General features: G+C 43.5%; 23 protein-coding genes and 8 tRNA genes. 28 read left to right on the forward strand and 3 right to left on the reverse strand.

The window, feature by feature from the left end:
- The first annotated feature begins 25 nt into the window (after positions 1-25).
- Both OCV65_RS02320 and OCV65_RS02325 read left to right on the forward strand, forming a co-directional pair.
- Positions 26-898, forward strand: coding sequence for a YitT family protein (locus OCV65_RS02320; protein ID WP_262580832.1), 873 nt, complete (start codon positions 26-28; stop codon positions 896-898).
- Between the two features lie 92 nt (positions 899-990).
- On the forward strand, positions 991-1,164 hold the full coding sequence (locus OCV65_RS02325; protein WP_158574281.1) for a hypothetical protein: 174 nt from the start codon (positions 991-993) through the stop codon (positions 1,162-1,164).
- Positions 1,165-1,240: 76 nt separating this feature from the next.
- Here the strand turns inward: OCV65_RS02325 and OCV65_RS02330 are convergent, their stop codons facing one another.
- Positions 1,241-2,026 carry an HAD family hydrolase gene (locus OCV65_RS02330; RefSeq protein ID WP_262580833.1) on the reverse strand — a complete coding sequence of 262 codons (786 nt, stop codon included), beginning with the start codon at positions 2,024-2,026 and terminating at the stop codon, positions 1,241-1,243.
- Between the two features lie 116 nt (positions 2,027-2,142).
- On the opposite strand from OCV65_RS02330, the gene rpiB reads away from it, so the two are divergent.
- The 3 genes from rpiB to uraA all read left to right on the forward strand — a co-directional run bounded on the left by rpiB (position 2,143) and on the right by uraA (position 4,945).
- Positions 2,143-2,601 carry a ribose 5-phosphate isomerase B gene (rpiB, locus tag OCV65_RS02335; RefSeq protein ID WP_118384145.1) on the forward strand — a complete coding sequence of 153 codons (459 nt, stop codon included), beginning with the start codon at positions 2,143-2,145 and terminating at the stop codon, positions 2,599-2,601.
- 137 nt (positions 2,602-2,738) lie between these two features.
- Positions 2,739-3,557 (forward strand): N-acetylmuramoyl-L-alanine amidase, encoded by an 819-nt coding sequence (locus tag OCV65_RS02340; RefSeq protein WP_262580835.1) that lies wholly within the window; start codon positions 2,739-2,741, stop codon positions 3,555-3,557.
- Between the two features lie 119 nt (positions 3,558-3,676).
- The gene (gene uraA, locus OCV65_RS02345; protein ID WP_262580836.1) at positions 3,677-4,945 is read left to right on the forward strand and encodes a uracil permease; all 1,269 of its coding nucleotides are present in this window, start codon (positions 3,677-3,679) and stop codon (positions 4,943-4,945) included.
- 37 nt (positions 4,946-4,982) lie between these two features.
- Here uraA and OCV65_RS02350 read toward each other — a convergent pair whose 3' ends face one another.
- Complete coding sequence (locus OCV65_RS02350) at positions 4,983-6,260, reverse strand: HlyC/CorC family transporter (protein ID WP_262580837.1); 1,278 nt, start codon at positions 6,258-6,260, stop codon at positions 4,983-4,985.
- 183 nt (positions 6,261-6,443) lie between these two features.
- On the opposite strand from OCV65_RS02350, the gene murB reads away from it, so the two are divergent.
- The 20 genes from murB to OCV65_RS02450 all read left to right on the forward strand — a co-directional run bounded on the left by murB (position 6,444) and on the right by OCV65_RS02450 (position 18,705).
- On the forward strand, positions 6,444-7,355 hold the full coding sequence (gene murB / locus OCV65_RS02355) for a UDP-N-acetylmuramate dehydrogenase (RefSeq protein WP_262580839.1): 912 nt from the start codon (positions 6,444-6,446) through the stop codon (positions 7,353-7,355).
- A 2-nt stretch (positions 7,356-7,357) separates the two neighbouring features.
- A complete protein-coding gene (gene rapZ / locus OCV65_RS02360) occupies positions 7,358-8,239 on the forward strand; it encodes an RNase adapter RapZ (RefSeq protein WP_262580841.1) in 882 nt (293 codons plus the stop codon).
- A 6-nt stretch (positions 8,240-8,245) separates the two neighbouring features.
- Positions 8,246-9,154, forward strand: coding sequence for a DNA-binding protein WhiA (gene whiA / locus OCV65_RS02365; RefSeq protein ID WP_262580843.1), 909 nt, complete (start codon positions 8,246-8,248; stop codon positions 9,152-9,154).
- Complete coding sequence (locus tag OCV65_RS02370; protein ID WP_118382395.1) at positions 9,151-9,405, forward strand: HPr family phosphocarrier protein; 255 nt, start codon at positions 9,151-9,153, stop codon at positions 9,403-9,405. Before whiA ends, OCV65_RS02370 begins: the two co-directional genes overlap by 4 nt.
- A gap of 140 nt (positions 9,406-9,545) precedes the next feature.
- Complete coding sequence (locus OCV65_RS02375; RefSeq protein ID WP_262580844.1) at positions 9,546-10,466, forward strand: diacylglycerol/lipid kinase family protein; 921 nt, start codon at positions 9,546-9,548, stop codon at positions 10,464-10,466.
- A 76-nt stretch (positions 10,467-10,542) separates the two neighbouring features.
- Positions 10,543-10,614, forward strand: a tRNA-Glu gene (locus OCV65_RS02380).
- A 254-nt stretch (positions 10,615-10,868) separates the two neighbouring features.
- The gene (fba, locus tag OCV65_RS02385; RefSeq protein WP_118452120.1) at positions 10,869-11,837 is read left to right on the forward strand and encodes a class II fructose-1,6-bisphosphate aldolase; all 969 of its coding nucleotides are present in this window, start codon (positions 10,869-10,871) and stop codon (positions 11,835-11,837) included.
- Positions 11,838-12,097: 260 nt separating this feature from the next.
- Positions 12,098-14,209 carry a glutamine synthetase III family protein gene (locus tag OCV65_RS02390; protein ID WP_262580845.1) on the forward strand — a complete coding sequence of 704 codons (2,112 nt, stop codon included), beginning with the start codon at positions 12,098-12,100 and terminating at the stop codon, positions 14,207-14,209.
- Positions 14,210-14,352: 143 nt separating this feature from the next.
- Positions 14,353-14,814, forward strand: a complete 462-nt coding sequence (locus tag OCV65_RS02395; RefSeq protein WP_262580846.1) for a DUF1700 domain-containing protein — start codon at positions 14,353-14,355, stop codon at positions 14,812-14,814.
- 251 nt (positions 14,815-15,065) lie between these two features.
- Positions 15,066-15,272 carry a hypothetical protein gene (locus OCV65_RS02400; protein ID WP_118382399.1) on the forward strand — a complete coding sequence of 69 codons (207 nt, stop codon included), beginning with the start codon at positions 15,066-15,068 and terminating at the stop codon, positions 15,270-15,272.
- Positions 15,273-15,449: 177 nt separating this feature from the next.
- Positions 15,450-16,601, forward strand: a complete 1,152-nt coding sequence (locus OCV65_RS02405) for a THUMP domain-containing class I SAM-dependent RNA methyltransferase (RefSeq protein WP_262580848.1) — start codon at positions 15,450-15,452, stop codon at positions 16,599-16,601.
- A gap of 34 nt (positions 16,602-16,635) precedes the next feature.
- Entirely contained in the window at positions 16,636-17,259 is a 624-nt protein-coding gene (gene rdgB / locus OCV65_RS02410) for an RdgB/HAM1 family non-canonical purine NTP pyrophosphatase (RefSeq protein ID WP_262580849.1), read from the forward strand.
- 30 nt (positions 17,260-17,289) lie between these two features.
- Complete coding sequence (locus tag OCV65_RS02415; RefSeq protein WP_262580850.1) at positions 17,290-17,769, forward strand: metallophosphoesterase family protein; 480 nt, start codon at positions 17,290-17,292, stop codon at positions 17,767-17,769.
- 168 nt (positions 17,770-17,937) lie between these two features.
- Positions 17,938-18,012 (forward strand) — tRNA-Pro (locus OCV65_RS02420).
- A gap of 7 nt (positions 18,013-18,019) precedes the next feature.
- Positions 18,020-18,090, forward strand: a tRNA-Gly gene (locus OCV65_RS02425).
- A gap of 28 nt (positions 18,091-18,118) precedes the next feature.
- Positions 18,119-18,192 (forward strand) — tRNA-Arg (locus OCV65_RS02430).
- Between the two features lie 89 nt (positions 18,193-18,281).
- Positions 18,282-18,355: transfer RNA gene (locus OCV65_RS02435), tRNA-His, on the forward strand.
- A 14-nt stretch (positions 18,356-18,369) separates the two neighbouring features.
- Positions 18,370-18,441, forward strand: a tRNA-Gln gene (locus OCV65_RS02440).
- A gap of 11 nt (positions 18,442-18,452) precedes the next feature.
- Positions 18,453-18,525 (forward strand) — tRNA-Lys (locus OCV65_RS02445).
- Positions 18,526-18,624: 99 nt separating this feature from the next.
- A tRNA-Leu gene (locus OCV65_RS02450) sits at positions 18,625-18,705 on the forward strand.
- Between the two features lie 50 nt (positions 18,706-18,755).
- Here the strand turns inward: OCV65_RS02450 and OCV65_RS02455 are convergent.
- Positions 18,756-19,556 carry a hypothetical protein gene (locus OCV65_RS02455; RefSeq protein ID WP_262580851.1) on the reverse strand — a complete coding sequence of 267 codons (801 nt, stop codon included), beginning with the start codon at positions 19,554-19,556 and terminating at the stop codon, positions 18,756-18,758.
- A gap of 262 nt (positions 19,557-19,818) precedes the next feature.
- Here OCV65_RS02455 and OCV65_RS02460 point away from each other — a divergent pair, with 262 nt between their 5' ends.
- Genes OCV65_RS02460 through OCV65_RS02470 form a run of 3 tightly spaced genes read left to right on the forward strand, consistent with a single transcriptional unit; the run spans position 19,819 to position 22,928 of the window.
- Complete coding sequence (locus tag OCV65_RS02460) at positions 19,819-21,033, forward strand: MalY/PatB family protein (protein WP_262580852.1); 1,215 nt, start codon at positions 19,819-19,821, stop codon at positions 21,031-21,033.
- A gap of 14 nt (positions 21,034-21,047) precedes the next feature.
- Positions 21,048-21,497, forward strand: coding sequence for a hypothetical protein (locus OCV65_RS02465; protein ID WP_262580853.1), 450 nt, complete (start codon positions 21,048-21,050; stop codon positions 21,495-21,497).
- Between the two features lie 51 nt (positions 21,498-21,548).
- Complete coding sequence (locus OCV65_RS02470) at positions 21,549-22,928, forward strand: TrpB-like pyridoxal phosphate-dependent enzyme (protein WP_262580854.1); 1,380 nt, start codon at positions 21,549-21,551, stop codon at positions 22,926-22,928.
- Positions 22,929-22,948: the final 20 nt, after the last annotated feature.

Consider the following 22,948-nt stretch of genomic DNA (forward strand, 5'->3'; position numbering starts at 1 on the left):
TGTCATGATAGGATGGAATAGGGAAATGAAGAAAAAACTCACATATAAAGGCGTAATTGGGGAAGTCTTTGCGTTAACAGGAGCGGTGGCAATTATTGCAGCAGCTGTATACTTTTTTTTGGTACCGAGTCATACAACAGTTAGCAGCATTTCCGGTCTTGGAATTATACTTACGAATTTTATACCGTTGCCGTTGTCGGTAATTACGATGATTCTGAATGTGGTATTATTGCTCATCGGATTTATTACCTGTGGGAAAGAATTTGGTATGAAAACGGTCTATACCAGTATTTCATTGCCAGTGTTTATCGGAATATTCGAGAGAATATTTCCGAATATCGAATCGCTGACGAACAGTCAGGAGTTGGATGTGCTGTGCTATGTATTAGTAGTTAGTGTAGGACTCAGCATTCTGTTTAATATGAATGCATCTTCCGGCGGATTGGATATTGTGGCAAAGATTATGAATAAGTATCTGCATATTGAACTTGGCAGAGCAATGTCTTTGTCTGGAATGTGTGTGGCGCTTTCAGCTGCATTGGTCTATGATAAAAAGACGGTCGTATTAAGTATCCTCGGCACATATTTTAATGGCATTGTGGTAGATCATTTTATCTTTGGTCAGAATCTGAAACGGCGAGTCTGCATCATTACGAAACATGAGGAAGAACTGCGGAGATTTATTCTCCATGAACTACACAGTGGAGCAACAATTTATGAGTCGATCGGTGCCTACAACATGGAAAAGAGACATGAGATCATTACCATTGTGGATAAGAATGAATATCAGAAACTGATGAATTATATTAACAAGCTTGATCCGAAGGCATTTATTACCGTATATACGGTATCGGATATGCGTTATCAACCGAAGATACCGGGAGCTGGTGCATTTTAGTACACGGATAGCTGGTGACGGGTATTACGCTGGGCGCAGTTGGCATTGGTTATATATACAAGAAGATATTGGCTTGTGAGGAGGAATAGAGAATGGATTATACAGAGGCACTAATGAATCTGATTATGGTACTCGGATTCGTATTGGTATTTAGTCCAAAGACTTCCTATATTTATGCGAATACAACCGAGAAACATCAGAAGTTTTATCGTGGTATTGGCATTATTCTGGCAGTCTGGGGAGTTGCATCACATGTTCTTAAATAATTTAAATAGATCATAATAAGGAAAATGAGGCCATAGTTAATCAAAACGTTTGATTAATTATGACCTTATGTATAGATTAAAGAGTACGAAGGATTTCTTCAAGCACGTCATCAACACAGTCTGTGATATGGTTGGCAAGTGCACGTACTTCGGGCATGCCGGTGGACATGGCATAGCTGGTTCCTGCAACTTTTAACATTTCGATATCATTCAACTGATCGCCGAATGCAATACACTCAGATGGATCGATATGCAGGTAATCCAGAATGGCTTTTAATCCAAGACCTTTGTTAGCGTTATCTCCAACAAAGTCTACCCAGATCAGACCGGCAGTCACAGCATGCACTTCGCCGTGGAATAGTTTACCGAAATGTGGTCCGATGCGTGTTGTGCCATGCTTTGGGTCGCAGACGGCAATTTTCAGGATTGGCTCTGGGACATCTGTTTTGAGATCCTTCACTTTTGCAACGTTATACTTATTTGTGTTTTTGATCAGATCATATATTTCCGGATTGTCGGTGTCTATGTAACTTGTATTTACTCCGGAAACCATGCCGTAACAATCAGGAAAATCGTGGATTGCATCAATAATATCCATGCAGATATCCTGTGGCAGATACATTTTGCTGATGATTTCATTCTTGTGTGCGCAGAGGCAGCCATTTTCGGCAGCATAGCAGATATTCTCGCTGATGGGGTCAAACATTCGGCGGAGATTACTGTATTGCCGACCACTTGCGGCGGTAAAATATATCCCCTTATCGATGAGACGGCGAATTAAATCAGCAGTCCGCTCCGGAACGATCTGTCCATGATTGGTAAGTAATGTACCATCAATATCGCTTGCAATTAATTTTATCATAATAAGATACCTCGAATAAATTGTTGATTAAGATCGATATTTATTATAATATAAGAAGTGAAAAATGAAAAGGTATTACGTAGTACCTTTGAAGTCCAGAAAGGGGAACGGAAATTATGAAAATCGGAATTGGAAATGATCATGCTGCAGTAGATATGAAGAATGAGATTTCAGAATATCTGAAAGAGAAAGGATATGAAGTAGTTAATTACGGAACAGACTCTAATGAGAGCTGTGACTATCCGGTATATGGAGAAAAGGTCGGTGAAGCAGTAGCGCATGGTGATGTGGATCTTGGTATCCTGATTTGCGGTACAGGAGTTGGTATTTCTCTGGCTGCTAATAAAGTAGAAGGTATCCGTGCAGTTGTCTGCAGCGAGCCATATACAGCTAAACTTTCCAGACAGCACAATAATACCAACATCCTTGCATTTGGAGCAAGAGTTATCGGTATCGAGACAGCTAAGATGATCGTAGATGAGTGGCTGAATGCAGAATTCATGGGCGGAAAGCATGAGAGACGTGTGAACATGCTGATGGATATCGAGAAAAGAAAAATCCATGGTGACAAATAATCAGTAAGAATCTCGTGATAAACCAGAGGATTACAGTACATAAGCCTGATTGTTTCGGAAGGAACAGTCGGGCTTTTTAGCATTTCCGATGTTGTGGCATATTCTGATATAGAGTGGATAAAAAGGATATGGTAAATATGGCTTATTCAATTATGATGGATGCCGGTCACGGAGGTCGTGATCCGGGTGCAGTATACAATGGACGACAGGAAAAGGATGATACTCTCAGACTTGCATTGGCAGTGGGAGAGAATCTGCAGAATAACGGAATTGATGTGGAGTATACTCGTACAACGGATGTATACGAAACTCCTTATGAGAAAGCAATGGAAGCAAATGAAGCAGGAGTAGATCTCTTTATTTCCATTCATCGCAATTCCTTTCCGTCGGATAATACAGCGTTTGGAGTGGAATCGCTGGTGTATGATCTGTCTGGACTGAAATATGAGATTGCTGAATCGGTCAACCAGCAGCTTGAGGCAGTAGGATTCCGGAACCTTGGAGTGAAGGCACGACCGAATCTTGTGGTGCTCAAACGGACAAAGATGCCGGCAGTGTTGATTGAAGTAGGGTTTATTAATTCGGATGTGGATAATCGGTTGTTTGATGAGAATTTTAATGACATTGCATTGGCAATTTCGGATGGAATATTGGATGTCTTGAGGGATAACAGTCTCATATCTGAATCAGAAACAGATCCTGGATCAGATACGGAGCACGCTCCTGATATGAAGCCTGAGCCGGAATATCGGGTACAGGCAGGCGCATTTCGCAACCGTATGTACGCAGAGCGTTTGCTGGGTGAACTACTGGAGCAGGATTATCCGGCGTATATTGATGATTCCGGCGCATATGCGAGAGTGCAGGTGGGACGATATACAGATATGAATCAGGCAGTAGCGATGGAGCGGAGATTGAAACGGGACGGATATCAGACTGTTCTTCTGAAACAATAGTGGCAGAAAAGAAGACGATTTTGCTTCCTGTACAGAAAATCTTCCATATGCAGAGAGTGGGTTATGTGCTACAATAGGAGAGATAAAAAATTGAGATACTTTTATGAGGAGGAAATGAGATGGGAGAACGTAAAATTATCCAGGTCGAGGATAAAGTGCCTTTTAATCTGCTTGTACCGCTGAGTATCCAGCATATGTTTGCAATGTTCGGTGCATCCGTGCTGGTGCCGTTCGTGTTCGGCATTAATCCGGCAATTGTACTGTTTATGAATGGTGTGGGTACATTGATCTTTATGACCGTAACAAAGGGTAAGGCTCCGGCATACTTGGGATCCAGCTTCGCATTCCTGGCACCGGCGGGTATCGTTATCAGCAAGATGGGATATTCGTATGCACTGGGCGGATTCGTAGCTGTTGGATTCTGTGGATGTGTATTATCGTTTATTATTTACAAATGTGGAACAGAATGGGTAGATGTTGTGCTTCCGCCGGCAGCGATGGGACCGGTAGTAGCATTGATCGGACTGGAGCTTTCAAGCTCTGCGGCCAGCAATGCAGGACTTCTGGATGATAAGATCGATATGAAAAATGTAATCGTGTTCATGGTAACGATCGGTGTGGCAGTATTTGGCAACGTATTATTCCGTGGATTCCTTTCTGTTATCCCGATCCTGATCGCAGTTATCGCAGGATATATTGCAGCGCTGTGCTGTGGTATTCTGGATTTCTCGCAGGTAGTTGCAGCACCATGGTTTGCAATTCCGAATTTCCAGATGGCGAAGTTTGATCTGGGCGCGATCCTGATGATACTTCCGGTACTTCTGGTTATTACGTCGGAGCATATCGGACATCAGGTTGTCACTGGTAAGATCATTGGCCGTGATCTGTTGAAAGATCCGGGACTTCACAGATCTTTGTTCGGAGATAACTTCTCTACCATGCTTTCAGGATTGATCGGTTCTGTGCCGACCACTACTTATGGTGAGAATATCGGTGTAATGGCGGTAACAAAGGTGTATAGTGTGCGTGTGATCGCAGGTGCGGCAGTGCTGTCTATTATCTGCTCTTTTGTCGGTAAGCTGTCTATGCTGATTCAGACAATTCCCGGACCGGTAATCGGTGGTATCTCGTTCCTGTTATATGGTATGATCGGAGCATCCGGTATCCGTATTCTGGTAGATTCCAAAGTGGATTATGGTCGTTCACGTAACCTGACACTGACATCGGTTGTATTCGTAACCGGTCTGTCAGGTATTGCTGTGAACTTTGGAGATGTACAGCTTACAGGTATGGTACTCGCATGCGTAGTAGCCATGATCCTGAGCCTGATTTTCTATGTACTGGATAAATTCCATCTGACGAATGATCAGGAAGGATCACAGGAATAAGAGAAGAATATCGAGAAGTAAGAAAAGGAAGCAGGCGTTATTCGCCTGCTTCTTCGTCTTTTTTTTGCTCCGGCAGATACATATGTACCTGCTCGATTCGGTTTTTATCTAATTTTTCGACAATCATGCGGATACCATCTTCGGTAGTGATCTCATCGCCTGCTTCCGGAAGACGATCCAGATGCTCAATAATCAGTCCTCCTACGGAATCATAATCATCGGAAGAAAGGTCAAGATCTAAGCGGTCATTAATCTCTTCCAGATTTGTAGAGCCTTCTACCAGATATTCATGTGGTCCGATCTCTTTGATAAAGTCTTCCTCGTTATCATCATATTCATCTCGGATTTCACCTACAATCTCTTCCAGCAGATCTTCTAAGGTGATCAGTCCGGCAGTCTCGCCATATTCGTCCAGAACAATGGCGATGTTAAATGAAGATTCTCTCATTTCCAGGAGAAGTTCGGAAATGTTCTTATATTCGTAAGTGAAATATGCTTCTCTGAGGATATCCCGCAGATGAAAGTCTTTTTTGTTATCATATAACAGCAGATCCTTCATATTGATCGTGCCGATGACGTTATCGGTGGTGTCCTCAAAGATCGGGAGACGGGTAAATTTGTCTTCCCGGAATATATCGATCAGTTCATCGTAAGTACTGTTCACATCCGCAAATGTCACGTGTACACGTGGCACCATAACATCCTTTGCTTTGGCATCACCAAGGTCGAATACGTTATTGATCATTTCCTTTTCTTCTGATTCGATCACGCCGTCTTCGTGGCTGACATCTACGATCGTACGCAGGTCATTCTCTGTCATCACGTTCGTGTTGGCATTCGGATCAACGTGCATGATCCGAAGAATAATATTGGCCAGGCCATTGACAATGAAGATTACCGGAGTCATCAGACGGATAAAAATACTGATGACCGGGGCATAGAGAAGAGAAATCTTCTCAGAATGTATCGTGGCCATGGTCTTTGGCGTAATCTCGCCGAAGAGCAGGATCAGCAGGGTAAGGATACCGCTGGCAATTGCTACCATAGAACCGCCCAGCCCATAAGCTAAGGAGGTGGTCAGTGATGCGGCAGACAGGTTCACAATGTTGTTGCCAATCAGGATGGCGCTTAAGAACTTCGCCGGATCATCTGTGATTTTTAGTAAGGTTTTTGCCCGCGCATTGCCATCATCAGCAAGGCTGCGGATTCGGATTCTGTTGACGGTGGTCATTGCGGTCTCTGCGGATGAAAAAAATGCAGAGAGAAAAAGTAATACTAGCAATATAATCAACTGTATGACGTCACTCGAGTCCAATGATATGTTCACTCCTTCTTGTGATTAAAATTTGTACAGCATTGCTGTACATAACATTGGAATTAATATACCTTATTTCTGGGAATAATGCAAGTGTAGAAGTGGCGATTTGACAGGCGTTACTTTACATTGCAATCCTTTTAGTGTATGATTTACAATGAATAAAAAAGAGGGGTAAATGCGATGAACGAGATTTTATATAAAAGATTATGTGAGGCAGTTCCGGCGGACAGAGTGCTCATAAATGAGCCAATGAAAAAGCATACGACATTTCGGATCGGAGGTCCGGCCGATTATTTTGTGATACCTGTTTCGTGGGAAGAAGCAGAGCTGGTGATCAGCATTTGTAAAGAGTTTCAGACACCTTATTATATAATAGGAAATGGAAGCAACCTTCTGGTATCTGACCAGGGTTATAGAGGTGTGATCATACAGTTATATAAAGAAATGAGTCAGGTAGAGGTAGAAGGAAATGTGATCCGTGCACAAGCGGGAGCATCGCTGGCACGTATTGCAGGAGCAGCGTTGGAAGCAGGACTTACCGGATTTGAATTTGCAGCAGGAATTCCAGGTACACTTGGCGGTGCGTGTGTGATGAATGCGGGTGCTTATGGCGGTGAGATGAAGGATGTACTGGTGCGCGTGACAGTGCTGGATGAGGATGATAAGATTCATGTAATTGAGAAAGATGATCTGGAACTTGGATATCGTACCAGCATCATTGCGAAGAAAGGCTATACGGTACTTGGTGCAGAAATTGAACTGCGGGAAGGCGAGAAAGAAGCTATTCGTGCACTGATGAATGAACTGAAAGAGAAGCGAGTGACCAAACAGCCATTAGAATATCCAAGTGCCGGAAGTACCTTTAAGAGACCGGAAGGATATTTTGCGGGAAAACTTGTGCAGGATGCGGGATTGCGTGGATTTCGCGTGGGTGATGCCATGGTATCAGAGAAACACTGCGGATTTGTCATTAATGCAGGTGAGGCGACAGCTGCGCAGGTGGATGAACTGATGAAACAGGTGTCGGCAAAAGTCAGAGAGCAGTTTGGCGTGACACTGGAGCCGGAAGTTAAGAGACTGGGAGAGTTTTAGGAATGAGATTTGTTATCGTTACAGGAATGTCGGGGGCAGGGAAAAGCTCCGTATTGAAAATGTTGGAAGATGTGGGTTATTTCTGCATGGATAATCTGCCGGTATCATTGGTGCCAAAGCTTACAGAACTTTTGTCCATGCCGAATTCTTCTATTGATAAAGTGGCTCTGGGGATGGATATCCGAAGTCGGTATGGAGCTGGTGATCTGGGTGAAGCTCTGGATCAGCTGGATGAGAGGAACGTGGCTTATGAAGTGCTTTTTCTGGATGCAAAGGATAATGTACTGATTAAGCGCTATAAAGAGACCAGGAGAAGTCATCCGCTGTCAGGAACCGGACGCGTGGACCAGGGGATTGCCGAAGAACGACGGTTACTTGTGCCATTGCGGAATCGGGCGGATTATATTCTGGATACCAGCAGACTGTTGATACGGGATCTGAAACGTGAGATCACCAGCATTTTCGTGGAAGATAAGCAGTACAAGAATCTGTACATTACAGTGCTTTCGTTTGGATTCAAGTATGGTATTCCGAGTGATGCAGATCTGGTCTTTGATGTACGTTTTCTGCCTAACCCTTATTATATAGAAGAACTCCGACCGAAGAACGGTAATGATAAGGAAGTGCAGGACTATGTTATGCAGAATGAGAAGACCGGTCAATTTTTAAATAAGCTGACGGATATGATCAGTTTCCTGATTCCGAATTATATAGCGGAAGGTAAGACACAGCTGGTTATTGCGATCGGATGTACCGGAGGCAAGCACAGGTCAGTTACGATAGCCAATGCGCTGTATGGCGCACTGGAACAGTCGGAAGGAGACTACGGTGTGAAGATTGAACACAGAGATATAGAGAAAGATGCCATTACAAAGGCAAGGTAGGTTGATATGTCATTTTCGAGCAAGGTGAAAGAAGAGCTGGCAGAGCAGATTCCGGTGGCAAGACATTGTATGCTGGCGGAACTTGCGGCGATTACAGCAATATGCGGTCGTACAGAGACCGATGAAGCGGGAGAGAAGATCGTTCATATTCATACGGAAAATGCTGCCGTAGCGAGAAAATACTTTACATTACTGGAAAAAACATTTAATATAGGGAGTGAAGTTTCTGCGTATACTTCTGTTCGGAGTAATCCGGAAAAAGGAAGTAATATTTACTATCTCCTTGCTCAGGGCGAGGGGTTACAAGCAGTTCTGAATGCGTCAGTGCAAGCGGTATGCTGTAAGAGAGCATATCTTCGGGGGGCATTTCTGGCAGCGGGTTCTATAAGTGATCCGAGCAAGTCTTACCATTTCGAGATTGTATGTAATACAGAAGAGATGGCAGACTATTTACAAGGGTTGATGATCGGATTTGATATGGAAGCGAAGATTGTCAGACGCAAGAAGAATTACGTAGTATACTTAAAAGATGGAGCCGGCATTGTGGATATGCTGAATGTCATGGAAGCGTATGTTGCGTTGATGGAACTTGAGAATGTCCGCATTCTCAAGGAGATGCGTAATTCAGTGAATCGTAAGGTGAATTGCGAGACAGCTAATATCAATAAGACAGTATCGGCTGCAGTGAAGCAGATGGAGGATATCGTGTTTATCCGGGACACCATAGGCTTTGAACATTTGCCGGAAGGATTACAGGATGTTGCCCTTACACGTCTTGCATATCCAGAGGCGACACTAAAGGAACTGGGGACGTTGCTTAAGACACCGGTCGGCAAGTCCGGCGTGAATCACCGCCTCAGAAAATTAAGTGATATGGCAGAAAAGATAAGGGATAATCAGGGAGGGACAACATGATTAAAAAACCGATTACTCTGAAACTGCGGGACGGTCTGGAAGCGAGACCGATCGCTTTGTTAGTACAGGAAGCCAATCAATATTCAAGTACAGTGTACATTGAAGTTGAGAATAAAAAGATTAATGCGAAGAGCATTATGGGCATGATGAGTTTACAGCTTGGTAATGGAGAAGAACTTACGGTAGTTGCAGATGGCGATGATGAGGCAGATGCAATTCAGGGTGTAGAGAAGCTCCTGGTGACAGAATAATAATACATAGACAAAAAAGGGATGTATCGATAGATGCTCCCTTTTATTATATGTAATGCCAGGGGACGAAGCACGGAATAATCCGCAGGCATTACAATTATAGTGGATAGAATCAAACATTCAGAAGGAGGAAACTTGTAATGAAGAGAATGTTATTTGTATACAATCCACATGCAGGGAAAGGACTTTTGAAGCAGAAGTTATCTGAGATTGTGGATATTTTTGTGAAAGCAGAATATGAAGTCGTGATCTATCCGACGCAGGCATATAGGGATGCATATCGTAAGATCACAGAGATGACAGAGGATTATGATCTGGTCGTCTGCAGTGGTGGTGATGGAACGATTGATGAGGTGGTAACCGGCATGATGGAACGTGAGCATAAGATTCCGGTAGGATATATCCCAACAGGCACTACCAATGACTTTGCCAATAGCCTGAAGATTCCGAAAGATTTCCTGGCGGCAGCGGATAATGCGGTACATGGAAGTGCATTTCCATGTGATATCGGTCAGTTTAATGATGACGTATTCGTATATATTGCTGCGTTTGGACTGTTTACCGATGTGTCTTATGAGACAAAGCAGGAGATTAAGAATGTGCTGGGACATCTTGCGTATGTGTTGGAAGGCGCGAAACGTCTCTTTAATGTACCATCTTATAAGATCAGAGTAACGCATGATGATGAAGTGATCGAGGACGAATTTATCTATGGTATGGTGACCAATTCCAGATCTGTTGGTGGATTCCGTAATATGATCGGTAAAAATGTCAAGTTTGACGATGGTGTATTTGAAGTAACGTTGATCCGCCGCCCGAAGAATCCAATTGAACTGCAGGAGATCATCGCTGCACTTCTGATCGAGCAGGTAGATACTAAGCATATGTATTCTTTTAAAGCAAAGAAGATCACCTTTGAGTCACTGGAAGAGATTCCGTGGACACTCGATGGAGAATACGGTGGAAGTCATGATATGGTAGAGATTATGAACCAGAATAAAGCGATGGAATTAATGGTCCCGTCTAAATATGTCGACGAATTGTCGGAGGATGAAAAATAAATTAAAAAAAATTCACTTTCCTCTTGCATTTTGAATTAATATTTGATATATTAATTGAGCACGAGTTAAGTGACACGGCTCCGTGGTCAAGCGGTCAAGACGCTAGCCTCTCACGCTGGAATCCGGGGTTCGATTCCCCGCGGAGTCACTGATTAACCTGATGATCGAATGGTCATCAGGTTTTTTTGCTTTACAGGAAATTGCTTTCCTGTAAAGTAAAAAACGCTCCGCGAGGATACGCACACTGACGAAATGTCAGGAAAGTGACGCTGAACGAATTGGAGTGAAATGGATTTAACTCAACGAAATTACATTTATGATTGAGTTTTTAAAAGAAGTAGGCTATAATGTACACGTATTAAACATTAGCTAAGAACATTTTAAGGAAAGAAGGTAAAAGTTATGGGATTGGTAACAACAACCGAAATGTTTAAGAAAGCTTATGATGGCGGATACGCAATCGGTGCTTTCAATGTTAACAACATGGAGATCGTTCAGGGTATTACAGAGGCAGCCGGAGAGCTGAAGAGCCCGGTTATCCTTCAGGTATCTAAAGGTGCTCGTGCATACGCTAACCACACATACCTTGTTAAATTAGTAGAGGCAGCAGTTCAGGAGAATCCAGAGATTCCGATCGCTCTTCACCTGGATCACGGTGATAGCTTTGAACTTTGCAAGAACTGTATCGATGGTGGATTTACATCAGTTATGATCGATGCTTCTTCTAAGTCATTCGAAGAGAATATCGCTATTACAAAGCAGGTAGTTGAATATGCTCATGCTCATGGTGTAGTAGTAGAGGCTGAACTTGGAACACTTGCAGGTGTTGAGGATGAAGTAGTAGTTGAGCATGGTAAAGAAAGCTATACACGTCCGGAAGAAGTAGAAGAATTTGTAACAAGAACAGGATGTGATTCCCTTGCAATTGCTATCGGAACATCACACGGTGCATACAAGTTCAAAGCTTCTCAGTGCACAAGAAATGCTGATGGTATCCTTGTACCACCTCCGCTTCGTTTTGACGTTCTGGAAGAGTGTACAAAGCGTCTGCCAGGATTCCCGATCGTACTGCACGGTTCTTCTTCAGTACCACAGGAATTCGTTAAGATGGTTAACCAGTATGGTGGAAATATGCCAGATGCTATTGGTATTCCAGAGGACGAGCTTCGTCACGCAGCTGAACTGTCAGTATGTAAGATCAATATCGACTCAGATATCCGTCTTGCTATGACAGCTAATATCCGTAAGCACTTCGTAGAGCATCCAGATCACTTTGACCCACGTCAGTATCTGAAACCAGCTCGCCAGGCTGTTAAGGATATGGTTGCTCACAAGATCACTAACGTACTTGGAAGTGCTGGTAAAGCCTAAATCACAAGAATGTTATAATTTTTTGCTTGCATTTTAAAAAGTATTGATATATACTTACAGGCATAACAAGAACGAAGGCGTTCCGACTAAGGTTGGAGCGCCTTTTTATATCATGCGATCATCGGGGCTCGCTTTTATAAAAATGCCGGTACACAGTGCCGGGCGTTCTTGGTATAAAGCACTTGCGTAAACAGAAAGTTTGCTATATTATAAGAGGCAAGGGTTCCTGTTTGGACAAAGAAAGGAAAGGAAACAAGAATATGAGTGATGTAATAAACGTAGCAGAAATATTTGGTGAAGATGTATTTAACGATACAGTGATGCAGAGCCGACTTCCTAAGAAAGTGTACAAGGATCTTAAGAGAATGATCCAGGAGGGTCAGGAATTGGATCTGGCTACCGCTGATGTCATTGCGCATGAGATGAAAGAGTGGGCGATTGAGAAGGGAGCTACTCACTACACTCATTGGTTCCAGCCATTGACAGGTGTTACAGCAGAGAAGCATGATTCATTTATTTCAGCACCGATGGAGAACGGAAAGGTGCTTATGAATTTCTCCGGTAAAGAACTGATTAAGGGTGAGCCGGATGCGTCTTCTTTCCCATCAGGCGGTCTTCGTGCTACATTTGAGGCAAGAGGATATACAGCATGGGATTGTACATCACCTGCGTTTGTAAGACATGATGCAGCAGGCGCAACACTGTGTATTCCTACAGCATTTTGCTCCTATACAGGAGAGGCGCTGGATCAGAAGACACCACTTCTTCGTTCCATGCAGGCAATCAATGAACAGTCACTGAGACTTCTTCGTCTCTTTGGCAATACAACGGCTAAGAAAGTAATTCCTTCCGTAGGACCGGAGCAGGAGTACTTCCTTGTAGACGCTGAAAAGTTCATGCAGAGAAAAGACTTGATCTATACAGGACGTACACTGTTTGGAGCAATGCCTCCGAAAGGACAGGAACTGGATGATCATTATTTCGGAACCATCCGTCAGAGAATTGCAGGATTCATGAAGAATGTCAATGAAGAACTCTGGAGAGTTGGCGTAACAGCTAAGACACAGCACAACGAAGTAGCGCCTGCACAGCACGAGCTTGCGCCGATTTATGCAGAGTGTAATGTGGCAGTTGACCACAACCATCTGGTAATGCAGACATTGAAGAGAGTTGCGTGCCAGCACGGTATGAAGTGTCTGCTTCATGAGAAACCGTTCGCAGGAGTGAATGGCTCCGGCAAGCACAACAACTGGTCTATCACTACAGATGATGGTAAGAACCTGTTGGATCCAGGTAAGACACCTCACGAGAACCTGCAGTTCCTGCTTGTACTTACATGTGTTCTGAAAGCAGTAGATGATCACGCAGCACTGCTTCGTGAATCTGCAGCTGATCCGGGTAATGATCACAGACTGGGAGCTAATGAAGCACCACCGGCAATTATTTCCGTATTCCTTGGCGAACAACTTGAAGATGTGCTGGAGCAGATCATTGAGACTGGCTCAGCAACACATAGTTTAAAGGGCGGCGTTCTGGAAACAGGAGTAGATACACTTCCTGACCTTGTTAAGGATGCTACAGACCGTAACCGTACATCACCGTTTGCATTTACCGGTAATAAATTCGAATTCCGTATGGTAGGATCAAGAGATTCTATTGCATCACCGAATATCGTGCTGAACACGATCGTTGCAGAAGCATTTTCAGAGGCATGTGACGTACTGGAGAAGGCAGATGATTTTGATAAAGCACTGAGTGAACTGATTACGAAGTATGCAACTGAACATAAGAAAATTATTTTCAATGGTGATGGATATTCTGATAACTGGGTAGAAGAAGCTGAGAAGCGCGGACTTCCGAATATCAAGTCTATGGTTGAAGCAATCCCGGCACTGGAAGCAGAGAAGACGATCAAGGTATTTGAACAGTTCCATGTATTTACGGAGGCTGAGCTCAGATCTCGTGTAGAAATCAAGTATGAGAACTATGCGAAGGTAATCAATATCGAAGCAAAGACAATGATTGATATGGCAAGCAAGCAGATCATTCCGGCAATCATTAAGTACACCAAGACGTTGGCAGACACGGTTGTTGCTGTTAAAGCAGCAGGTGTAGATGCAAGCGTACAGGTAGAGACACTGACAGAAGTAAGTGTACTTCTTAAAGAAGCAAAAGAAGCACTTGCAGCACTGATCAAGGTGACAGATGAAGCAGCAACCAAAGAAGAAGGCGAAGAACAGGCTAAATTCTTCAAGTTCACAGTATTCCCGGCTATGGAAGCACTTCGTGCACCGGTTGATAAGCTGGAGATGATCGTGGATAAGGAAGCATGGCCAATGCCATCATACGGTGATCTGATGTTTGAAGTATAAAATTTAGAAAAACATTACAATTTCTTAAGAGCCTTGCGCTTGGAATCCATGGACAGGTATGGTATTCTAAGTGCAAGGTTTTTGTTATGATTATAAACATAGTTTTTAAAGCCGTGATAGTGGATGAGTAAAAGGAGAGTCCGATGATGACGAAAAATGAATTCATGATAAAATTGCAGGAAGCACTGGAGAACGATCTGGATGCGTCGGCGGTGCGTGATAATGTAAATTATTACAGTAATTATATTGATGACGAGATACGTAAAGGTCGCAGTGAAGAAGAGGTACTGGACGAGCTGGGAGATCCATGGGTGATTGCACAGTCTGTGATTGATATGTCCGCTCAGAAGAATGTGACAGAAGATTACGGTGGCAGCTATCGAAGTGCCGGAAGATCGTCAGAACGTCAGGAGAGTTCTTATAATGTTCATGGCTATACGATTGGAAGCTGGTGGCAGAAGCTGCTTCTGATACTTGGGATTATTGGAATTGTATTGATTGTTGTAGCGGTGATCGGAGGAATCATCTCGTTGGTAATGCCAATCGTGATACCGGTTTTGGTAGTGATTCTGCTAGTGAATTTTATCAGAAGGCTGAAAGAATAGGCGAAAAAAGAATAGAAAAGTAAAAGACCGATGGGGGAGCCATCGGTCTTTTGAGGGGAGTATAAATAATTAATAAGGGGTTGTAGAAAGGCTTGCTTTCTACATGATTTAGTATAATATAGCGCGTCGCAAAATGCAAGAAAAAATTAAGATTTTTTTAAAATAAGTAATATTCCGGATATGGATGTATAGTCTGCCGAAAAACGGCAACAATAAGCCTTGTAATCATTAAGGATTAGGAGGAAAAAGTCATGGCAAATAACCAGAATTCTTCAAATCAGAATGCATCAAACAGAAATGCATCTGATCGTAATGCATCAAACCGCAATGCGTCCAACAGAAACGCATCCAATAAGAATGCATCCAACAAAAATGCATCCAACAGAAATGCATCCAACAGAAATGCGTCCGATTGCAATTCGTCAGACAGAAATGGTATGAATTACAGCGACAGATAGTAAGATGTGAAAGGAACCGGTGTGTGAAACACACCGGTTCTTACGCTGTGAGAGGAAATTGGATATGGAATAAGCGGGAAAATAAGCGGCCAGCTTTCTTGACAAGTATGCTCTGCTACAAGTAATATGAATAGGTAATAACAGTAACCAGATAGTGATACATAAATGAGGAAATATATGAAGAAAATGGAATTGATCGCTCCCTGCCATTTTGGGTTGGAAGCGGTATTAAAGAGAGAAATTCTGGATCTGGGTTATGAGATCTCAGAAGTGGAAGATGGAAGAGTGACATTTTATGGTGATGCGGATGCAATCTGTCGTGCCAATATTTTCCTGCGCACAGCAGAGCGTATTCTGTTGAAGGTGGGGAGCTTTCGGGCGGTAACATTTGAAGAGTTATTTGATAAAACAAAAGAACTTCCGTGGGAAGATTATATTCCACAGAATGGCAAATTCTGGGTGGCAAAAGCGGCTTCAGTTAAGAGTAAGCTGTTCAGCACATCAGATATTCAGTCCATTATGAAGAAAGCCATGGTGCGCAGAATGCAGGAACGTTACTGTGTAGAGTGGTTCCCGGAGAACGGTGCGTCTTATCCGATCCGCGTATTTTTAATGAAGGATATCGTAACGGTAGGAATCGATACCACAGGTATTTCGCTACATAAGCGAGGATATCGCGAGGTGTCTGGTAAAGCGCCGATTACAGAAACGCTGGCAGCAGCGCTGATCATGCTGACACCGTGGAGAAAAGATCGTATTCTGGTAGATCCGTTTTGTGGAAGCGGTACATTTCCGATTGAAGCGGCTATGATGGCGGCTAATATTGCTCCGGGTATGAATCGGTCATTTTTGTCTGAAAAATGGGATAATCTGATTACTAAAAAGAACTGGTATGATGTGATCGATGAGGCTAATGATATGATCTGTGATGATGTAGAAGTGGACATTCAGGGATACGATGTGGATTCTTCTGTGATCAAGATTGCCAGAAGAAATGCGAGAGAGGCTGGAGTGGATCATCTGATCCATTTCCAGGAGAGGGATGTAAAGGATCTGAATCATCCGAAGAAATATGGGTTTATTATTACGAACCCGCCGTACGGAGAACGTCTGGAAGATAAGAAGGATCTGCCGGATCTGTATCGTGCGTTTGGAGAAAGCTTCAAAAGACTTGATTCCTGGTCTGCGTATATGATTACAAGCTACGATGATGCGGAACGGTATTTTGGACGAAAAGCGGATAAGAACCGTAAGATCTATAATGGTATGTTGAAGACTTATTATTACCAGTTCCTGGGGCCAAAGCCACCGAAGCGGAAAGAAAAATAGATAATAATTATAGAAAGAATGGTTAAAGAAAGTTATGGGAAAGATAATATTTGCAACAGGAAATGCGCATAAAATGGTCGAAATACGTATGATTCTTGCGGATCTTGGCATGGAGATTCTGTCACAGAAAGAGGCAGGGATTCAGGCTGATGTGGTAGAAGATGGAAGTACTTTTGAGGAAAATGCGATGATCAAGGCAACGGAGATCGCGAAGATTGCCAGTCAGATGCCAGAATATGCAGATGCTATTGTGATGGCGGATGATTCCGGATTGGAGATTGATTATCTGAATAAAGAGCCGGGTATCTATTCTGCACGTTATATGGGAGAAGATACTTCTTACGATATTAAAAATCAGGCACTTCTGGACCGATTGGACGGCGTAGAAGATGCGAAACGTACAGCGCGCTTTGTATGTGCCATTGCAGCTGCATTTCCGGATGGAAGTACAGAAGCGGTGCGCGGTACGATGGAAGGCATTATCGGACACGAGATTGCAGGAGAGAACGGATTTGGTTATGATCCCATCTTTTATTTACCGGAATATGGATGTACCAGTGCAGAACTTGCGCCGGAAAAGAAAAATGAACTCAGCCATCGTGGTGAAGGACTTCGGAAAATGCGTGCGGTCATTGAAGCACGTAATGCGGTTAAGTAGGTTGAGTGATAGAAGGGACAGACAGTATATATGAAAATATTGATTGTTAGTGATACCCACAGATATCTGGGTAATCTGCAGACGGCACTGGAAGAGGAAGAGCCAGTTGATATGTTGATTCATCTGGGGGACATCGAGCATCAGATGGCAGATGTGATTCAGATGGCAGGATGTCCGGTACATATGATTGCAGGGAATAATGATTTTCTCTGTAATCTGCCGGAAGAGGAAGAATTTGAAATCGGCAGCTATCACGTATGGATCACACATGGGCATCGATATGGTGTAAGCTTCGATACAGAAGAGATTAAGGAAGAAGCACGGATACTCGGTGCAGATATCGTAATGTTTGGCCATACGCATCGTCCGCATCTGGAGGAAGAGGAAGACCTTATCGCGTTGAATCCGGGTAGTATGACCTATCCAAGACAGAGCGGCAGACAGCCGAGCTACATGGTAATGACATTGGACAAAGAGGGAAAGGCATCCTTTGAGATAAAGTATTTGTAAGAACAGTAATATGAACAGGGTGAATGTGGGCAGGATGCCTGCGTTTACCTTGAAAAACTCCGCCGAAAAAGAAAAAATAAAAAAACTTAAAAAAGTTGTTGACATTTAGAAAAACATGCCCTATAATACATATTGTGTCACGGAGATGACGCAACATAAAGAAAACATCGGGGTGTGGCTCAGCTTGGCTAGAGCGCCTGGTTTGGGACCAGGAGGTCGCAGGTTCGAATCCTGTCACCCCGATACTTATGCGGGTGTAGTTCAATGGTAGAACACCAGCCTTCCAAGCTGGATACGTGGGTTCGATTCCCATCACCCGCTTTCTTAATCCGTAAAGGGTTAAGAATGTGAGTCTGTAGCTCAGCTGGATAGAGCAACGGCCTTCTAAGCCGTAGGTCGAGGGTTCGAATCCCCCCAGGCTCGTTGACGCGTTCAAAACGGTCATACTTGATGAACGGGTCAGTCCCAGAGCCTTGGCGTAATGAGCTGGTAGATGGACTTGATAGAATATGGTGGGTATAGTGCAGTTGGTTAACGCGTCGGATTGTGGTTCCGAAGATCGTGGGTTCGAGTCCCACTACCCACCCTTTTTTCTTTTAATGGGCTATCGCCAAGCGGTAAGGCACAGGACTTTGACTCCTGCATTCGTTGGTTCGAATCCAACTAGCCCAGTTATTTAATAGGGGCGTGTAGCTCAGGTGGTAGAGCACTTGACTTTTAATCAAGTTGTCCGGGGTTCGAATCCCCGCACGCTCACTTAAAAGAAAGCGCACACTATAACAGGTGTGTGCTTATTTTTCTATTATTAGCTCTGTTGAATAAGAGTACAGAGCGTTGAATAGTTATATTGTATACGCGGATATGGCGGAATTGGCAGACGCGCCAGACTTAGGATCTGGTGTCACCGACGTGCAGGTTCAAGTCCTGTTATCCGCACTAGAAAACGCAGTATGAGAAGTGATTTTCCATACTGCGTTTTTTATGTGCTATCGTATTACAAATCTTCTTATCAGGCAACTGATCGCTCCTGCGATGCAGATCGGAAGCAGCTTCTGGCAGAGACTTCCATACACCATCAGGCCGCCCTGTAATCCTTCCAGTGCTTCCGGAGATACCGGGATCATGCTGTATAGAATATAGGACAGGAAAGAAGTAACACCAATGAAGAGAAATGAGAATAATCCCCGTCCGGTATCTTGGTTCTGCCCATTATGCCCTTGCTTGCCGCGTCCCATCAGTACCCAGAAAAAGGTAATGATTTCGTAAAAAATGAGAACTCCGGCGGTGCCGAGATATGCCATTAATATATAATTCTTCTCTTCCGTAATCAACAGAGGATTACCATATGTACTGCAATTTTTACCAAAAGTAGATGCCAGTAGACAGATGATCCCTGCAATCAGGATCAAGGTAGCTGCTTTTAATATCATATTCAGTATCTTAAAGATTAGTCGAGTACCGGTCTTGGCTGCTTTGGCAGCCGGTGATACGACATTTGGAAGGCTGTGCTTTTTCTTGGACTTTTTAGAATCCTTTCGTTTGGACGACTTGGAATTGTTACGTCTGTTGTCGTAGTCATCATCATCAATATCGTAATCATCATCGATGTCATAGTCGTCATCAAATTCGTCGTCATAGTAATAATCATCCGGCTCGTCATCGTCTTCTATAAAACTGTTTTTCAGAAGATCATCCAGGTCGTCTTCATAGATTACTTCAAAATCATCATCAAAAAAATCCTGCGTATCGTTTTTTAGATTTTTACGTCTGTCTTTTATCTTTGCCATTATATAAATCCCCCTTATTCCAATCTATTTTAAAATGTGTATGCACGAGACACAATAGATGTCACAGAATTTTCATGAAGACATAAGGAAATCTTCAGAAATGATGATTTTGGCAAATGTTTGTGGAAGTGCTGTGCGAATTGTCAGAAAAATATATTCTCTTACGGTGATATGCTTGCGTAAACAGGGGAAACTGGTATAATGTTAGCATAAATGTGTAAATGTAGAGTTTTGTGAAAGACAGATTGCAGGAGGAAAGGCTTTGAAATATGATTTTACAACAGTGATCGACCGGCATGGAAAGGATTCGCTGGCATTAGATGGACTGGGAGGAGGAGACCATTTTTCACCTGATTGGCCGAAAGAAGGATTTGATGTAATCCCGATGTGGGTAGCGGATATGAATTTTCCGACTGTACCGACGATTCAGGAAGCAATCATAGAACGGGCAAAGCATCCGATGTTTGGATATTATCGCCCGACAAAAGAATATTACCGGGCAATTATTGACTGGCAGAGAACACGCAACGGTGTGAAGGATCTGCAGGTACGGGATATCGGCTATGAAAATGGAGTGCTTGGTGGTGTGATCTCAGCGATCTCAGCATTTGCATCACCGGGAGACAGCATTCTGCTGCACAGCCCGACATATATGGGATTTACCAGATGTATTACCGAGAATGGTTTTCATATCATACATAGTCCGCTGAAGCAGGATGAAAATGGAGTAATGCGGATGGATTATGAAGATATGGATGATAAGCTTCGCAGATACCATATTCATGTGGCGGTCTTTTGCAGTCCGCACAATCCATGTGGACGCGTGTGGGAGCGAGAAGAGATTGAAAAAGCGATGGAAGTATATCGGAAGAATCAGTGTATTGTAATATCCGATGAGATTTGGTCTGATCTGACATTGAATGGTCATAAGCATACGCCGACACAATCTGTGAGCGAGGATGCAAAAAATCGAACGATCGCATTTTATGCGCCGAGCAAGACGTTCAATCTTGCAGGACTGATCGGAAGTTATCATATTATTTATAATCCATTTTTGCGGGATCTGGTACAGAACAAAGCCAGCAAGTCGCAGTATAATGAGATGAACGTATTGTCTATGCATGCTTTGATCGGAGCTTATCAGCCGGAAGGAGCAGAGTGGGTGGAGGAACTTAGGAAGGTACTCACAGAGAATACGGAGTATGCGTGTGAACATATCTGGCAGAATTATCCAGGTGTGAGAGTGAACCGACCGGAAGGAACTTATATGCTGTTTCTGGATTTGAGTGAATGGTGTGAGACGAATGGGCAGACACTGGATGAAGTGATGAAAGCCGGCTGGGATGTGGGCGTGGCATGGCAGGATGGAAGACCGTTTCATGGTCCATGTGCGATCCGGATGAATTTGGCACTTCCAATGAGCAGAGTGCAGGAAGCATTTGACAGACTGGACAAGTATGTGTTTGCAGTAAAATGACAGGAGGACGACAGATGCTTCAGGGAATTGAACAGATATTTGATAATATTACAGAGATGATTACGGGATTAAAACGGACGACATATCAGGAAAAGTTTGAAACATTTCAGGCAGAATACGGATACTATTTTGAGGAAATGAGTGCTTATATGAAGGAAACAGAGAATCATGAAGCGGCGGCAGAGGCGGTTGGTATCCGTCTGATGCATGCGGCAGAGAAAAAATGTGGTAACAGACGTGGTAAGCTGGATGGAAGGACGCGATCAGAACTCAGTCTTTTTATGGTGTATTATATATTTCCTTCTATATTAAAGCAGGGAGGCGATATGGAGACACTCGCAGAGGGAGTGCTGAAAGTGAGCAGAAAGACGCTTCGTAATAAAGAGCTTCAATGTGCAGATTATGACACAATCTATTATGGATTCAGTGATAAAATTCTGGGTTTTATTACCCGGAGAAAATAATAACAGGGTTTTGAACCCAGATAACATCAATACGAATTGGAGGAAGACAAGATGGCAGAAAATAAGAAGATCCCTTACAAAATTTATCTGGAAGAGCGTGAGATGCCAACACAGTGGTACAATGTGCGTGCAGATATGAAGAATAAACCGGCACCACTGTTAAATCCAGCTACCTTGGAGCCGATGAAGCCGGAAGAACTGGAGCATGTGTTCTGTAAAGAGCTGGTACAGCAGGAGTTGGATGATACGACACCGTATTTCGATATTCCGCAGGAGATTCGGGATTTCTATAAGATGTACCGTCCGTCACCATTGGTTCGTGCGTATTGTCTGGAAAAAGCGCTGGATACGCCGGCGAAGATTTATTACAAATTTGAGGGAAATAACACATCAGGAAGTCACAAGCTGAATTCTGCGATCGCGCAGGCATATTATGCAAAGAAGCAAGGATTGAAAGGTGTAACTACCGAGACAGGAGCCGGACAGTGGGGAACCGCGCTTTCCATGGCTTGTTCTTATTTTGATTTGGACTGTCGTGTCTATATGGTAAAATGTTCTTACGAACAGAAGCCGTTCCGACGTGAAGTTATGCGTACTTACGGTGCGCAGGTTACACCGTCTCCATCTGAGACAACGGCTGTAGGACGTAAGATTCTGGAAGCACATCCAGGCACAACAGGAAGTCTTGGCTGCGCGATTTCAGAAGCTGTAGAAGATGCTACTACGCATGAAGGATACCGTTACGTGTTGGGATCTGTATTGTCGCAGGTACTTCTCCATCAGACAGTGATCGGTCTGGAGACAAAAGCAGCATTAGACAAATACGGCATCAAACCGGATATGATCATTGGCTGTGCCGGTGGTGGATCTAACCTTGGCGGACTGATCTCGCCATTTGTAGGTGAGAAGCTGCGAGGTGAGGCAGATTACCGCATTATCGCAGTAGAGCCGGCAAGCTGTCCAAGTCTTACCCGTGGTAAATACGCATACGATTTTTGTGATACCGGAATGGTATGCCCGCTGGCGAAAATGTATACGCTTGGCAGCGGATTTATCCCGTCACCGAATCACGCTGGCGGACTTCGCTATCATGGCATGAGTTCTATCGTATCACAGCTTTATGATGATAAACTTTTGGAAGCTGTATCAGTAGAACAGACAAGCGTATTCGAAGCGGCAGAGAGATTTGCAAGAGTCGAAGGTATCCTTCCTGCACCGGAAAGCAGTCATGCGATTAAGGTGGCAATTGATGAAGCATTGAAGTGCAAAGAGACCGGAGAAGAGAAGACTATCGTATTTGGTCTGACCGGAACAGGATACTTTGATATGGTAGCATATGGTAAATACAATGACGGTGAGATGTTGGACTATATCCCGACTGATGAAGATCTGGCAGTAGGATTTGCAGGACTTCCGAAAGTAGACAAGTAAAAGGCAGCATAGGAGAGAAC

The sequence above is a fragment of the Dorea ammoniilytica genome (assembly GCF_025567415.1).
In the GTDB taxonomy this organism is placed as follows: domain Bacteria; phylum Bacillota; class Clostridia; order Lachnospirales; family Lachnospiraceae; genus Claveliimonas; species Claveliimonas ammoniilytica.

Coding starts and splice junctions, on each gene's coding strand:
- OCV65_RS02320 (WP_262580832.1), top strand. CDS start 26: ATGAAGAAAAAACTCACATATAAAGGCGTAATTGGGGAAGTCTTTGCG.
- OCV65_RS02325 (WP_158574281.1), top strand. CDS start 991: ATGGATTATACAGAGGCACTAATGAATCTGATTATGGTACTCGGATTC.
- OCV65_RS02330 (WP_262580833.1), bottom strand. CDS start 2,026: ATGATAAAATTAATTGCAAGCGATATTGATGGTACATTACTTACCAAT.
- rpiB (WP_118384145.1), top strand. CDS start 2,143: ATGAAAATCGGAATTGGAAATGATCATGCTGCAGTAGATATGAAGAAT.
- OCV65_RS02340 (WP_262580835.1), top strand. CDS start 2,739: ATGGCTTATTCAATTATGATGGATGCCGGTCACGGAGGTCGTGATCCG.
- uraA (WP_262580836.1), top strand. CDS start 3,677: ATGGGAGAACGTAAAATTATCCAGGTCGAGGATAAAGTGCCTTTTAAT.
- murB (WP_262580839.1), top strand. CDS start 6,444: ATGAACGAGATTTTATATAAAAGATTATGTGAGGCAGTTCCGGCGGAC.
- rapZ (WP_262580841.1), top strand. CDS start 7,358: ATGAGATTTGTTATCGTTACAGGAATGTCGGGGGCAGGGAAAAGCTCC.
- whiA (WP_262580843.1), top strand. CDS start 8,246: ATGTCATTTTCGAGCAAGGTGAAAGAAGAGCTGGCAGAGCAGATTCCG.
- OCV65_RS02370 (WP_118382395.1), top strand. CDS start 9,151: ATGATTAAAAAACCGATTACTCTGAAACTGCGGGACGGTCTGGAAGCG.
- OCV65_RS02375 (WP_262580844.1), top strand. CDS start 9,546: ATGAAGAGAATGTTATTTGTATACAATCCACATGCAGGGAAAGGACTT.
- fba (WP_118452120.1), top strand. CDS start 10,869: ATGGGATTGGTAACAACAACCGAAATGTTTAAGAAAGCTTATGATGGC.
- OCV65_RS02390 (WP_262580845.1), top strand. CDS start 12,098: ATGAGTGATGTAATAAACGTAGCAGAAATATTTGGTGAAGATGTATTT.
- OCV65_RS02395 (WP_262580846.1), top strand. CDS start 14,353: ATGATGACGAAAAATGAATTCATGATAAAATTGCAGGAAGCACTGGAG.
- OCV65_RS02400 (WP_118382399.1), top strand. CDS start 15,066: ATGGCAAATAACCAGAATTCTTCAAATCAGAATGCATCAAACAGAAAT.
- OCV65_RS02405 (WP_262580848.1), top strand. CDS start 15,450: ATGAAGAAAATGGAATTGATCGCTCCCTGCCATTTTGGGTTGGAAGCG.
- rdgB (WP_262580849.1), top strand. CDS start 16,636: ATGGGAAAGATAATATTTGCAACAGGAAATGCGCATAAAATGGTCGAA.
- OCV65_RS02415 (WP_262580850.1), top strand. CDS start 17,290: ATGAAAATATTGATTGTTAGTGATACCCACAGATATCTGGGTAATCTG.
- OCV65_RS02455 (WP_262580851.1), bottom strand. CDS start 19,556: ATGGCAAAGATAAAAGACAGACGTAAAAATCTAAAAAACGATACGCAG.
- OCV65_RS02465 (WP_262580853.1), top strand. CDS start 21,048: ATGCTTCAGGGAATTGAACAGATATTTGATAATATTACAGAGATGATT.
- OCV65_RS02470 (WP_262580854.1), top strand. CDS start 21,549: ATGGCAGAAAATAAGAAGATCCCTTACAAAATTTATCTGGAAGAGCGT.